The following is a 12,852-nucleotide window of genomic DNA, read 5'->3' on the forward strand; positions in this document are numbered from 1 at the left end:
AGATGGACGTCATTCTTCTTGAACGCATTGCCAAGCTTGGCCAGATGGGCGAAACCGTAAAGGTTCGCGATGGTTATGCTCGTAACTTCCTGCTGCCGCAGGGCAAGGCGCTGCGCGCCAACGAAGCCAACAAGAAGCGCTTCGAAGCCGAGCGTGCAACGCTGGAAGCCCGTAACCTTGAGCGCAAGTCTGAAGCCCAGAAGGTTGCTGAAGCCCTCGAAGGCAAGAGCTTCATCGTTGTTCGCGCCGCTGGCGAAACCGGTCAGCTGTACGGTTCTGTCGCTGCTCGTGACGTCGTTGACGTTCTGATTGCAAACGGCTTCAACGTTGGCCGTAACCAGGTCGACCTGAACAACCCGATCAAGGAAATCGGCCTGCACAAGGTTACGCTTCATCTGCATGCTGAAGTCGAACTGGAAGTCGAACTGAACGTTGCTCGTTCCGCTGAAGAAGCCGAGCGTCAGGCCAAGGGCGAAAGCCTCACCTCCGCTGATGCCATCTACGGCGTTGACGAAGACGCGCTTCGTCCGGAAGACTTCTTCGATCCGGATGCAGACCGCGACGAAGACGAAGCTTGATTGCTTTCGCCATTTCTGGCGCAACAAACCCCGGTTCAGCGAACCGGGGTTTTTTGTTGTCATGGTAAGGGGTCTTTTCAGTTCGCTGCGGTTCTGACCGGTTGCTCGGTCTTGTCGACACGCACAACAACGGATAGCCCGGGCTGAAGATCTTCGACCGCAGGCTGGGCCGCATCCAGTTTCACGCGCACACCGACACGTTGCGCGATCTTGACGAAGTTGCCTGTCGCGTTGTCCGACCTGATGACAGCGAATTCGGACGCCGCTGCCGGGGAAAAGCGCTCGATTGTCCCGCGCAGTTCACGATGGCCGAGAGCATCGACGGTGATCTGGACCGGCTGGCCGACCTGCATGCCCTGCAGCTGGGTTTCCTTGAAATTGGCGATGATCCACACGTCATCCGGCACAATGGCCATCAGTTGAGTACCAGCCGTGACATACTGGCCGATGCGCGCGCCGACCTCACCCACGCGTCCGTCCCGCGGTGCATGGATTTCGGTGTTGGCGAGGTCGATCTTCGCAAGTTCCACGGTTGCTTCCGCGCTCGAGACGGCAGCTTCCAACGAGCCGCGATTGACGACGATCGTTTGCAGCTGTTGACGAGAAACCTCAAGGGCAGCCTCTGCCTGTTGCACGCCAGCCCTCGCCTTTTCCAGTGCTGCTTCCGCTTGTTCCTGCACACTGGTCGTGCCGACACCACTGCGGCTGAGATTCTGCTGTCGCTCGCTTGCGAGACTTGCCTGCGTCAGGGCAGCCTTCGCACTGGTCAGGGATGCTTCGCTGGAGGTGATGTTTGCCTTGGCAGAAACTTCCTGCTGGTGGGAATTGTCCAGTGCGGCCTTTTGGCTGGCCAGAGTTGCCTGCGCCTGCGCCAGCTTTTGCTGATAGATGCGGTCATCGATCCTGGCCAGCACATCGCCTGCCTTGACCTTCTGGTAGTCCTTGATCGGAACCTCGACCACATAACCGCTGACCTGTGGGCTCAGCGTTGTCACATAGCCGCGCACATAGGCGTTGTCCGTCATCTCCACGCTGCTGGTAAACGGCGGGAGCCTCCAGGCGTAAAGAACGAGGCCAAGACCAACGAGGCCCACGAGCAGGATAATGAGCGTGACTGGGGAAAATAGTTTCTTCAACATGTCTTTATACCTGAGATTGAACTGTTGCCTCTGCCTTGGAGGTTTTCTCGATGCGCCGCACGGCCAATGCCGCTTTCGCGCTATCCCAGGAGAGGTGAATGAGGAGACCGATGAGTGCGGCCGATGTGGCAATGCCGATCAGCAGGAATGTGTCGTTGTAAGCGAGGATGTAGGCTTCGCGCGAAACCTGCTGGCCAAGCAGCATCAAACCCTCGGCGTTCAGAAGCGTCTTGTCCGTCAACGCCTTGGCATAGCCCGCGGACAGCTGGGCGACTCTCTGTGCAACATCCGGGTCGGCGAGAAGAATGTTCTCAACCAGCATGTTGGAGTGAAACTTCTCACGTATTGTCACGAAGGTGCCGAGCAGACCCGTGGCGATGACCGATCCACTGATCTGGGTGAAAAGAAAGATTGCGATGAAATTGACCAGATAGGGAGCCCCTTTCTGAATGGCCGCAGCAAAGCCACGCGCCATGACGGGAGGGAGGAACATGGCTGCGCCGAAGGCGATCATGGACTGGCTGACATAGAACTGTTCCGGTCTGGTGAGGTTCGTCGACTGGCTGTCCAGGAATGCGCCGATCGCAATCATGGCAAGCGCGATTACGTGGGCGGTGCCCAGATATTGCCGTGACATCAGGAATGCGCAGACCGCACCGCCGACAAGCGAGGCAAGAAGGATGTAGCCAAAGAGAACACCCATCTGGTCGTTCTGGATTCCAAGCTGCTGCAGGAAGCCGACCATGGTGCTGGATTGTTCCGCCGTGACCGTGCGGAAGATGATCAACACGGCCGCCAGATGCAGATTCTGCCAGGAGAAGATCCAGCGCAGATCGAGCAACGGATTGGTCCGGCGCAGTTCGATCATGGCAAAGACCGTCAGCGTCGCAATGCTGGTCGCCAGCAGGATGCCGAGCCATGGGGCCTCAAACCACCAATAGAAGCGACCCAGCGTGAAGAAGACGGCGAAAGAGCCAAGACCGACTGCCAGAAGCATATAGGTGAAGACATCCATGCGTTCGATTGCCTTGACGCGAGGCGGCGCTGTGAGAGGCAGAACGAAAATCAGCGGCAGAGCCAGCAAGGCAAGGCCCAGCTCCATCGTATAGAGCGTCTGGTAGCCATCAATATCCATCAGGACCGGAGAAATGATCCGCGCAACGGGCGCTGCGAGCAGGGTTCCAGTCAGGGCAATGCTGAGGCCGACTGTCAGCTTCTTCTGCACAGGGAATGCTTCCAGAATGTAGAGAAAGCCGAGAGACGACAGCGGAGCAGCCGCCATACCGCTGACAAACCGGACGACGAGCGCCGAATGGAAGTCAGTCACGAAAAGATTGAGGCAGGAGGCCAGAACAAAGGCGGCGATGCTCAGTTCGGCAAAGGGACGCAGACCGTACTGCACACGGATCTTGAAGAGCGCGAGCGAAAGGCTGGCATAGGGCGCCATGTATGCCGCAGACAGGGCGGCAACTTCCGCAATTGTTGCCGAGAAGGTTCCCTGCAACTGATAGATATTGGCGGTAACAATGTTCATACCCAGACCCTGGGTCAGGAACATTAGAAGCCCGGAAAAGATATAGGCAAGCGTCAACCATACCGGTCGCTCTTCAACCGGCACAGGCTGGCGCGGACGAAAGGTGGAAGACAGAAAGCCAACCGGCGTCGGCGAGGGTTCGCTGACGGGTTCGCGCGTGTCCGCCTGACGTTCCATCGTTGCACTGACACTGCTCATAAACGCTGCTCCTCGACGCTCGAAACGGCAAGGTTCCGGTTGAGTTGCAAGAGAACGCGCAGAGTGACTTCCAGATCCTCAGGCGAAATGTTTTCCACAAGCCGTGCCCTCAGATCGCGCGCCAGGGTCTGAACCGCACGTCCGGCAATCTCTCCTTCCGCGGTTACATGGATCTCCTTGACTCGTCGGTCACCCTCACCAGCGCGTCGTTCGATCAGGTTCTGCTTCTCCATGCCGTCAAGCACGCGAACCAGTGTTGGCGTCTCGATTTCGAGTTCCTGCGCCAGATCCTTTTGCGAAAGATGACCCCGTCGGCTCAGCGCAAAAAGCGCTCTCGCCCGCGTCAATGTCAGGCCCGTCTCGCGCGTTCGCATGTCGAACATCGCACGCAGCCGCCTGTTGAAGGCCGACATCTCGTCGAACAACCGCTCATTGATCGTATGACGCGACATTGTTATTGATCCCTGATGATTAGGTTACTAATAATTTATAGCCTACGTATGTCAGAGCATAATGATATTCAATAATTCATGTCAGGACGCAGCTATGCAAATTTGACAGACATCAAAGACGTCCCATGCGCGCGTTCACCAAGTTTTGCAAAAGATGCAACCGGCATCTGCACCGGGGAAAAGAGATCTCTATAATGTGGCCTCCGCGACCTGATTCGGGGAAAAGCACAGTCAACGGAAAACTCGCATCACTCACGCTTTTCCGTCATTCGGCGGTTGAGGGCTGTGAATCGATGTGAGTTATGCGCTGGCGTCTGTTATCTCCCTCCGGGACAGGTAAAGTGGCAGCATACCGAACATGATCATGATTGGATCGAAACGATGAACGAAGCCGCGCGCAAACTTGCGCCCGCTCTCTCTAACGAGCCTCACTACCGCGAAGCCCCAAGCAATCTTGAGGCAGAACAGGCTCTGCTGGGCGCGATCCTGGTCAATAATGACGCCTATTATCGCGTTTCCGACTTTTTGAAGCCGGGTCATTTCCATGAACCGCTGCACCGGAAGATTTTCGAGGTTGCAGGCGACATCATACGCATGGGCAAGATCGCCCATCCGGTGACGATCAAGACCTTTCTTCCCGCCGAAACCAAGGTAGGCGATCTGACGCTGGCACAATATCTCGGTCGTCTGGCCGGGGAAGCCGTCACCATCATCAACGCGGAAGACTATGGCCGCGCGATCTACGATCTGGCTCTGCGTCGCGCGCTGATCACCATCGGCGAGGACATGGTGAACATCGCCTATGACGCGCCGCTCGACATGCCGCCGCAGACGCAGATCGAGGATACCGAGCGTCGCCTGTTCGAGCTTGCGGAAACGGGTCGCTACGATGGCGGATTCCAGACCTTTTCCGATGCCGTGGCCCAGGCCATCGACATGGCTGGCACCGCGTTCGAGCGCGATGGCCACTTGTCCGGCATCTCAACCGGTATCATGTCGCTGGATGCGAAGATGGGCGGGCTGCAAAGGTCTGACTTGATCGTTCTCGCCGGACGCCCCGGCATGGGTAAAACCTCTCTGGCCACGAATATTGCCTACAATATTGCGGCAGCCTATGAGCCGGAAGTGCTTCCCGATGGCTCTTTCAAAGCCAAGAATGGCGGCGTTGTGGGCTTCTATTCGCTTGAAATGTCCTCCGAACAGCTGGCCACGCGTATCATCTCCGAACAGACCGAGGTTTCCTCCTCGAAGATTCGTCGTGGTGACATCACCGAGGCGGATTTCGAAAAGCTGGTTGCCTGCAGCCAGATGATGCAGAAGGTGCCGCTGTTCATCGACCAGACCGGTGGTATTTCCATCGCGCAGCTTTCCGCTCGCGCCCGACGCCTGAAGCGCCAGCGTGGACTTGATGTTCTGGTGGTGGACTATATCCAGCTGATGACCGGCTCCGGCAAATCCGGCGAAAACCGCGTGCAGGAAGTGACGCAGATTACGACCGGCCTGAAAGCGCTCGGCAAGGAACTGAATGTGCCGATCATTGCGCTTTCGCAGCTCTCGCGTCAGGTGGAAAGCCGCGAAGACAAACGTCCGCAGCTTTCAGACCTCCGTGAATCCGGCTCGATCGAGCAGGATGCCGACGTGGTTCTCTTCGTATTCCGCGAAGAATACTATGTGAAGAACATGGAGCCACGCGACATCAGCGACCCTAAATACCCTGAGTGGGAACAACAGATGGAGAAAGTGAAGGGCACGGCCGACGTGATCATTGCCAAGCAGCGTCACGGACCGACCGGCACGGTCAAGCTCGCCTTCCAGTCCGAGTTCACGCGCTTTGCTGATCTGGCTGACCCGAGTTTCATCCAGTACGAAGAGCACTGATGCTTCAAGATGAGCGCCCCGATCACAAGCGGGGCGTTTTCGTTAAAGGCCGACGGCTCTCATACCGGCAACGGTCAAGACCCCTGCCACCGCGGCTGGAAGAAGCGGCAGGCGGAGGGCTGCAAGGGCGGTGACACCGCAGGCAACGGATTCCGCGATGCCGGTTGCCAAGGCTGTTGGCGCAACCACTGCCATCAAGACAGCGGGCGGAACCGTTTTCAGCGCTTTTTCAGTTCGGGTTGAAAGGCTCATCCGGCCTATCAGAAACGCGCCGAACAAGCGGGTGAAAACAGTCGCCAGCATCATGGCGAGTATGGCGGCAAGGGTCGATGGCTCGAGCGTCATGCCCGCACCTCCGCCCTGCGATCCGGCATGAGCGCCGCTGCCAATCCGGCCAATGCACCGGCGGCGATATACCAGGCACCCGGAACAAGCGTGTGAACGACAAGCGAGGCCGAGGCGCTGGCAAGGAGCACCAGCCCCGTCTGCCGACCCTTCCAGAAGCCCATCAGCAGCACGATGAAAACGGCAGGGAATGCGAAGTCCAGGCCATAGACGGCAAGATCTCCCAGAAGTGTGCCAAACAGGGCGCCACTGAGACTTGCCATGATCCAGCCCAGATAGAAGGGCAGCGCGAGACCAAGATAGAAGGCTGGCGTCAAAGCCTGCCTGTTGGCACGCGCTTCCGCCAGTGCCCAGTTTTCATCCGCCATCACCAGCAAGGCCGGTATTTTTTGCCAGATCCTGAAAAGTCCGAGGCTCCGCGCGAAGGATGCGCCCATGAGGATATGGCGCAGATTGACCAGAAGCGCGGCAAGGCCAAGCGCGCTCCAGGACGCCGGATGCTGCCACAGATCCAACGCCACGAATTGCGATCCGCCTGCGAAAACGAGCGCGCTCATCAAGGTCGTTTCGAGCGGAGAGAGCCCGTTGCCGCTTGCGACCGTGCCGAATACGAAGCCGATCGGCAGGGCAGCCAGCACAAGAGGGAGAATTGATTTGATGCCTGCAGAAAACTCTGCCCGGCGCGATTGATGATGCATCGATGCCTCCATTCGAAAGAGGCTTTAGCCATCACGTATCAATCGGTCTTGAACGAAAGTGATGTTCAACCGGCCCTGAAGACAGCTGGGGTGAGGCCTGTGCGGGCTTTGAAGTGACGGGTCAGGTGCGCCTGGTCGGCAAATCCACAGGCAAGGGCCGTATCCGACGGGGTTGCTCCCTCTCGCAGCAAATGACGCGCATGCCGGATCCGGAGATCGGTCTGATAGGCATGCGGCGTAATGAAATAATGCTTGCGAAAGGCACGGATCATATGGGCGCGGCTGAGGCCGGCAATGCGGGCCAAGACTTCAAGCCCGATATCCTGATCGAAATTCTGGGCGATATAGTCTCGCACCCGGCGCATGGCGACCGGTTCACTGTATTCCGGCAGATGGATGATGGCGCTGCCATGTCTCTTGAACATGTTGGCGAGCACCCCATACATGCCCTGCTCTCCGGCAAGCCCTGTCTCTTCTTCCACGGCGCGATGGGCGCGATTGAAGGCTGCAGCCAGTGGTGCATCTGTCAGCAACTGCCGGGAAAAACTAGGAGATCCGTGAAAGGCACGCCCTGTCATATCCTCTATGATATCGACCAGAAGCGCCGTATCCGGGTAGATCATCCGGTAGCGGTAGCCCTCCGGTCCGCCTGGCTGGCCGTCATGAATCTCGCCGGGATTGATGAGGTACAAGGCGCCCGGACCCGTTGCTTCCCGCTCTCCCCGAATGTTAGCGACCTGACATCCGTTTTCTATGGCACCGATCGAAAACGTATCATGCGAGTGCGGAGAAAATTCATGCGTGATGAAGGAGGCGGTCAGGCACTCCATGTCACGAAAGTGCCTTGCCCGCCAGAAGCGTGTTCTTTCCGTTCCCGATACAGGCGTTGCCTCGGCGGCTTGCTGCTGCGAAACATTGTGCATGACTGCAGAATAGACGTGTTCGTTATGATCGTCTTGAACAAAAGTGATAGGGTCCGCAGGACGTAGCAGAAGGATCCAAGAATGCCCGACACCGAGCCGCTGATCGAAGAAGCCGATCCGTTTGACATTGCGCCGGTGCGCCTGACCGTCGACCTGACGGCTTTGGCCGAGAACTGGGTCGAGCTTTCCAAACGCTCCGGTCGCGCAAGAACCGGCGCCGTGGTGAAGGCCGATGCCTACGGTCTCGGCATCGAAGACTGCGGTCTGACACTCTACGAAGCCGGGGCGCGGGACTTCTTCGTGGCCGCCGCTTCCGAAGGCGCAACACTTCGTGCCTATGCGCCCGATGCCAGGATCTTCGTTTTATCAGGGATCTGGCCCGGACAGGAGCGCCTGTTTCTGGAGAACGACCTGGTGCCCGTTCTCGCCTCTGAAGAGCAGATGACGCATTGGATGTCGGTGATTGCCGAGGTGGGCGCCTATCCCTGCGCGGTGCAGGTAGATACCGGCTTCAACCGGCTCGGGCTTTCCTTTGACGACGCGATGGCCCTGGCGCAGGATGTTTCTCGCCCGACGAGTTTCGATCCGGTCCTCGTGCTATCTCACCTGCACACAGCCGATGCCGCCGATGCGGAGACGACACGCAACCAGCTTGATCTTTTCCAGCAGGTTAGCGCTGCTTTCGAAGGTGTTGAATCAAGCCTCTCGGCGTCGGCCGGAATTTTCCTCGGACCACGTTACCACTTCGATCTCACGCGACCCGGAATAGCACTTTACGGAGGCAAGGCCTCGCTGGCGATGGACCGACCTCTAAGGACCGTGGCGACGGCGGAGGCCCGCATTGTGCAGATCCGCGATGCAAAAGCAGGCGAGACAGTGAGCTATGGCGGTACGCACCGGCTTCTTCGTGACAGCCGGCTTGCTGTTGCTTCCGTTGGATATGCAGACGGCTATATGCGTTCGCTATCAGGCTCAGGCGTTCCCTTGCGCAACGGAACAGCAGGCGGTGCTGCCGCCGCGTTTGACGGGTACAAGTTGCCGGTCCTTGGGCGTATCACGATGGATCTGACGGTCTTCGATGCGACGGATCTACCCAGCGGAGCTCTGCGAACCGGCGATTATGTCGAACTTGTCGGGCCGAACATGCCACTGGATGACGTTGCAGAAGCAGGCGGCACCATTGGCTACGAACTCCTGACAGGTTTCGGCCTGCGCTATGAGCGTCGATACACCGGCGACGAAGTCTGAGTTGTCCGATCCTCTTGCAAACTTGTTGCCAAGAGGATACGAGAACAAAACATGATCAAAATGGGCCGTGAATTCCGAGGCCTTCAAGCATTGGATAGTCATGGCCAAGGCAAAAACCCAATTCGTCTGCCAGAACTGCGGCACGGTGCACACGCGCTGGGCCGGGAAGTGCGATGGATGCGGCGAATGGAACACGATCATCGAGGATGATCCGCTCGGCGGCATCGGCGGGGGTCCGGGCAAGACACCCAAGAAGGGCCGCGCCGTTGCACTGACGACGCTTTCCGGGGAGACCGAAGAAGCGCCTCGCGTTCAAACGGGCATCAGCGAGCTTGACCGCGTGACTGGCGGCGGTTTCGTGAGGGGCTCTGCGGTGCTGGTGGGCGGCGATCCCGGCATCGGCAAATCCACCCTGCTCATGCAGGCCGCCGCGGCCCTCTCCAGACGCGGGCACCGAATCATCTATGTTTCGGGGGAAGAGGCCGTGGCGCAGGTGAGGCTTCGGGCGCAACGCCTTGGGGCGGCGTCCACCGATGTGCTTCTGGCTGCCGAAACCAATGTGGAAGATATCCTCGCCACGCTTGCCGAGGGCAAGCGGCCAGACCTCGTCATCATCGATTCCATCCAGACACTGTGGAGCGACATTGTCGATTCGGCACCCGGTACTGTGACGCAGGTGCGCACGGGTGTTCAGGCCATGATCCGGTTTGCCAAGCAGACCGGTGCCGCTATGGTTCTGGTGGGCCATGTGACCAAGGAGGGTCAGATTGCCGGACCGCGCGTTGTGGAGCACATGGTGGACGCCGTTCTCTATTTCGAAGGCGATCGCGGCCACCACTACCGGATCCTGCGGACGGTGAAGAACCGCTTCGGACCGACCGACGAGATCGGCGTCTTCGAAATGTCCGATAAGGGCCTGCGGGAAGTGACAAACCCATCCGAACTTTTCCTGGGCGAACGCAATACCAAGGCCCCCGGAGCCGCTGTGTTTGCCGGAATGGAGGGAACGCGTCCAGTTCTGGTTGAGGTTCAGGCCCTCGTGGCGCCAACGTCGCTTGGCACGGCGCGCCGTGCAGTGGTCGGATGGGATGGCTCCCGTCTCGCCATGATCCTGGCGGTTCTGGAGGCGCATTGTGGCGTTAGGCTCGGACAGCACGATGTCTATCTGAATGTGGCGGGTGGATACAGGATCAGCGAACCGGCTGCGGATGTTGCCGTGGCCGCGGCCCTCGTATCGTCGCTTGCCAGCACGCCCTTGCCCGTCGATTCGGTCTTCTTCGGTGAGGTGAGCCTTTCGGGAGCGGTGCGTCCTGTTTCACAAACCGCGCAACGTCTGAAGGAAGCGGAAAAGCTTGGTTTTGCACGCGCGACACTGCCTTCATCCTCTGCCGAACTGCCGAAGGGTCGCAAAGGCCTGACCGAAATCGAGGGGCTACCCGATCTCGTGGTGCAGATTGCAGGCTCCGCGCGCAAGCTCGGCAAGCAGACAGATGAGGATTGATCTTCCCCCGGCGTCGCCACTGTTGTAAGAGATGCGCAAAATTCTTGCCTTTCTGCGGAGTTCCGCTAAGGCCACATCATGCATCCCCGCCGCGGGACCGATCAGTCTTGGAGTAGATCATCTATGCCCATCACGATTTTTGACGGCATTGTTCTTGGCGTCACGCTGTTTTCGGCGGTTCTCGCCATGGTTCGCGGCTTTTCCCGCGAAGTGCTGTCCATCGCAAGCTGGGCCGGCTCCATCGCTGCAGCCTATTATCTGCACCCGCTGCTCTTGCCCTATGCCAAGAATTATACAGCCGACGACCGTATCGCTCTTGCCGGGTCCGCAGGCGTCATCTTTCTTGTTGCGCTGATCATCATCACTTTCATTACGACACGCATTGCCGATTTCATCATCGACAGCCGCATCGGCGCGCTGGATCGCACGCTCGGCTTCTTGTTTGGGGCAGCGCGCGGCATTTTGCTGCTCGTCGTTGCCGTCGCCTTCTGGAACTGGCTGGTCGATGTCAGGTCGCAACCTGCCTGGGTTACGCAAGCCAAGTCCAAGCCGTTCCTGGATACGCTCGTTGCGCGGCTTGAGACCGTTCTGCCAACGGATATCGAACCTCAGATCCGCGCGCGCATCCTGGGACGTGGCGAGGCGAAGGGTAATGAGGCGGCTCCGTCTGACGAAGCTCCGAACACACCTGTTACAAATAATTGACGAACCTGGACTACCGAGGGAAGCCAAACGCCTCCATTTGTGTTACAACCCCATGACAGAAGGCCGGATGATGTTCCTTGCGAACCCTACCGGCCTCTTTCAGTTTTTTCTGAGTTGGCAAGGACCTGCAGATGAATCAGCCGGTTTCGCATGACGCATTCCATGATCTTGATGGTGACACCCTGCATGAAGAATGCGGCGTGTTTGGTATTCTCGGTCATCCCGATGCAGCAACACTGACAGCCCTCGGCCTGCATGCCTTGCAGCATCGTGGTCAGGAAGCAGCGGGTATCGTGTGCTTCGATGGAACACAGTTCCATACTGAAAAGCATATGGGTCTGGTGGGAGACCACTACACCAACCCCGCAACGCTGGCGAAACTGCCGGGCGACATGGCGATTGGCCACACGCGCTATTCGACGACCGGCGAAGTTGCTCTGCGCAACGTACAACCGCTGTTTGCAGAACTCGAAGTCGGCGGCATTGCGGTCGCCCATAACGGCAATTTCACCAATGGCCTGACCCTGCGTCGCCAGTTGATCGCCGGTGGGGCCATCTGTCAGTCCACGTCCGATACGGAAGTGGTTCTGCACCTCATCGCCCGCTCCCGCTATACATCCACGACAGATCGCTTCATCGATGCGATCCGCCAGATGGAAGGCGGCTATTCGATGCTGGCGCTAACCCGCACGAAGCTGATTGCCGCACGCGACCCCACGGGCATCCGTCCGCTGGTCATGGGTGAACTCGACGGCAAGCCGATCTTCTGCTCGGAAACCTGTGCGCTCGATATCATCGGCGCGAAATATGTCCGTGACGTCGAGAACGGCGAGATCATCATTTGCGAAATCCAGCCGGATGGCTCGATCGAGATCGATTCGCGCAAGTCTCCGACAGCGCAGCCGGAACGCCTCTGCCTGTTCGAATACGTTTATTTCGCCCGTCCGGATTCGGTCGTCGGCGGTCGCAGCGTCTATGTCGCCCGCAAGAACATGGGCATCAATCTCGCCAAGGAAGCGCCGGTCGAGGCTGATGTCGTGGTGCCCGTGCCGGATGGCGGCACACCAGCGGCACTCGGCTATGCGCAGGAAAGCGGCATTCCATTCGAATACGGCATCATCCGCAATCATTATGTCGGCCGTACATTCATCGAACCGACGCAGCAGATCCGCGCCTTCGGCGTGAAGCTGAAGCATTCGGCCAATCGGGCGATGATCGAAGGCAAGCGGGTCGTGCTGGTGGATGATTCCATCGTTCGCGGCACGACGTCGCTGAAGATCGTGCAGATGATCCGCGATGCCGGCGCCAAGGAAGTGCACTTGCGTGTTGCCAGCCCGATGATTTTCCATCCGGATTTCTACGGCATCGATACGCCAGATGCGGAAAAGCTTCTGGCAAATCAATACGACGGCGTGGAAGCCATGTGCCGCTATATCGGCGCAGACAGCCTGCAGTTCCTTTCCATCAACGGTCTCTATCGTGCCGTTGGCGGTGAAGACCGCAACCCGGCCCGTCCGCAATTTACCGACCACTACTTTACCGGCGACTATCCGACGCGCCTGCTTGACAAAGCAGCCGAGACGATGGGACGGAAGGTTTCGGTTCTCGCCAGCAACGGCTGAGACAATCCGGCAGAGCGGATCGCCTCTGCCG

General features: G+C 58.6%; 12 protein-coding genes. 6 read left to right on the top strand and 6 right to left on the bottom strand.

The genetic code is table 11. The annotated features are described in order from the left end of the window. Positions 1–2 precede the first annotated feature (2 nt). A complete protein-coding gene (gene rplI / locus ASD54_RS00955) occupies positions 3–578 on the top strand; it encodes a 50S ribosomal protein L9 (RefSeq protein ID WP_062552731.1) in 576 nt (191 codons plus the stop codon). 77 nt (positions 579–655) lie between these two features. Here rplI and ASD54_RS00960 read toward each other — a convergent pair whose 3' ends face one another. From ASD54_RS00960 to ASD54_RS00970, 3 genes are all read right to left on the bottom strand, one after another. Further along, entirely contained in the window at positions 656–1,717 is a 1,062-nt protein-coding gene (locus ASD54_RS00960) for an HlyD family secretion protein (RefSeq protein WP_062552732.1), read from the bottom strand. A 4-nt stretch (positions 1,718–1,721) separates the two neighbouring features. Further along, entirely contained in the window at positions 1,722–3,275 is a 1,554-nt protein-coding gene (locus ASD54_RS00965; RefSeq protein WP_244484647.1) for an MFS transporter, read from the bottom strand. A 170-nt stretch (positions 3,276–3,445) separates the two neighbouring features. Then, positions 3,446–3,901 (bottom strand): MarR family transcriptional regulator, encoded by a 456-nt coding sequence (locus tag ASD54_RS00970; protein WP_062552733.1) that lies wholly within the window; start codon positions 3,899–3,901, stop codon positions 3,446–3,448. Positions 3,902–4,282: 381 nt separating this feature from the next. Between ASD54_RS00970 and ASD54_RS00975 the strand changes: the two genes are divergently transcribed. Beyond that, complete coding sequence (locus tag ASD54_RS00975; protein WP_062552734.1) at positions 4,283–5,779, top strand: replicative DNA helicase; 1,497 nt, start codon at positions 4,283–4,285, stop codon at positions 5,777–5,779. 42 nt (positions 5,780–5,821) lie between these two features. Here the strand turns inward: ASD54_RS00975 and ASD54_RS00980 are convergent, their stop codons facing one another. The 3 genes from ASD54_RS00980 to ASD54_RS00990 form a co-directional block, all read right to left on the bottom strand. Next, positions 5,822–6,124 carry an AzlD domain-containing protein gene (locus ASD54_RS00980; protein WP_062552735.1) on the bottom strand — a complete coding sequence of 101 codons (303 nt, stop codon included), beginning with the start codon at positions 6,122–6,124 and terminating at the stop codon, positions 5,822–5,824. Next, positions 6,121–6,822, bottom strand: coding sequence for an AzlC family ABC transporter permease (locus ASD54_RS00985; RefSeq protein ID WP_062552736.1), 702 nt, complete (start codon positions 6,820–6,822; stop codon positions 6,121–6,123). Before ASD54_RS00985 ends, ASD54_RS00980 begins: the two co-directional genes overlap by 4 nt. A gap of 65 nt (positions 6,823–6,887) precedes the next feature. Next, positions 6,888–7,745, bottom strand: coding sequence for an AraC family transcriptional regulator (locus ASD54_RS00990; protein WP_062552737.1), 858 nt, complete (start codon positions 7,743–7,745; stop codon positions 6,888–6,890). Positions 7,746–7,826: 81 nt separating this feature from the next. Between ASD54_RS00990 and alr the strand changes: the two genes are divergently transcribed. The 4 genes from alr to purF all read left to right on the top strand — a co-directional run bounded on the left by alr (position 7,827) and on the right by purF (position 12,821). Further along, positions 7,827–8,993, top strand: coding sequence for an alanine racemase (gene alr, locus ASD54_RS00995; protein WP_062552738.1), 1,167 nt, complete (start codon positions 7,827–7,829; stop codon positions 8,991–8,993). A gap of 100 nt (positions 8,994–9,093) precedes the next feature. Further along, the gene (radA, locus tag ASD54_RS01000) at positions 9,094–10,494 is read left to right on the top strand and encodes a DNA repair protein RadA (protein WP_062553210.1); all 1,401 of its coding nucleotides are present in this window, start codon (positions 9,094–9,096) and stop codon (positions 10,492–10,494) included. A 123-nt stretch (positions 10,495–10,617) separates the two neighbouring features. Continuing rightward, on the top strand, positions 10,618–11,199 hold the full coding sequence (locus ASD54_RS01005) for a CvpA family protein (protein WP_062552739.1): 582 nt from the start codon (positions 10,618–10,620) through the stop codon (positions 11,197–11,199). Positions 11,200–11,330: 131 nt separating this feature from the next. Continuing rightward, a complete protein-coding gene (purF, locus tag ASD54_RS01010) occupies positions 11,331–12,821 on the top strand; it encodes an amidophosphoribosyltransferase (RefSeq protein WP_062552740.1) in 1,491 nt (496 codons plus the stop codon). The last annotated feature ends 31 nt before the right edge of the window (positions 12,822–12,852 follow it).

The organism is Rhizobium sp. Root149 (assembly GCF_001427345.1).
Taxonomy (GTDB): Bacteria; Pseudomonadota; Alphaproteobacteria; order Rhizobiales; family Rhizobiaceae; genus Neorhizobium; species Neorhizobium rhizoryzae.

Excerpts from the sequence above, each read along its gene's own strand:
- purF (WP_062552740.1), top strand. The coding sequence starts at position 11,331 with ATGAATCAGCCGGTTTCGCATGACGCATTCCATGATCTTGATGGTGAC.
- ASD54_RS01005 (WP_062552739.1), top strand. The coding sequence starts at position 10,618 with ATGCCCATCACGATTTTTGACGGCATTGTTCTTGGCGTCACGCTGTTT.
- radA (WP_062553210.1), top strand. The coding sequence starts at position 9,094 with ATGGCCAAGGCAAAAACCCAATTCGTCTGCCAGAACTGCGGCACGGTG.
- ASD54_RS00960 (WP_062552732.1), bottom strand. The coding sequence starts at position 1,717 with ATGTTGAAGAAACTATTTTCCCCAGTCACGCTCATTATCCTGCTCGTG.
- ASD54_RS00985 (WP_062552736.1), bottom strand. The coding sequence starts at position 6,822 with ATGCATCATCAATCGCGCCGGGCAGAGTTTTCTGCAGGCATCAAATCA.
- ASD54_RS00975 (WP_062552734.1), top strand. The coding sequence starts at position 4,283 with ATGAACGAAGCCGCGCGCAAACTTGCGCCCGCTCTCTCTAACGAGCCT.
- ASD54_RS00965 (WP_244484647.1), bottom strand. The coding sequence starts at position 3,275 with ATGTTCCTGACCCAGGGTCTGGGTATGAACATTGTTACCGCCAATATC.
- ASD54_RS00970 (WP_062552733.1), bottom strand. The coding sequence starts at position 3,901 with ATGTCGCGTCATACGATCAATGAGCGGTTGTTCGACGAGATGTCGGCC.
- ASD54_RS00990 (WP_062552737.1), bottom strand. The coding sequence starts at position 7,745 with ATGCACAATGTTTCGCAGCAGCAAGCCGCCGAGGCAACGCCTGTATCG.
- rplI (WP_062552731.1), top strand. The coding sequence starts at position 3 with ATGGACGTCATTCTTCTTGAACGCATTGCCAAGCTTGGCCAGATGGGC.
- ASD54_RS00980 (WP_062552735.1), bottom strand. The coding sequence starts at position 6,124 with ATGACGCTCGAGCCATCGACCCTTGCCGCCATACTCGCCATGATGCTG.
- alr (WP_062552738.1), top strand. The coding sequence starts at position 7,827 with ATGCCCGACACCGAGCCGCTGATCGAAGAAGCCGATCCGTTTGACATT.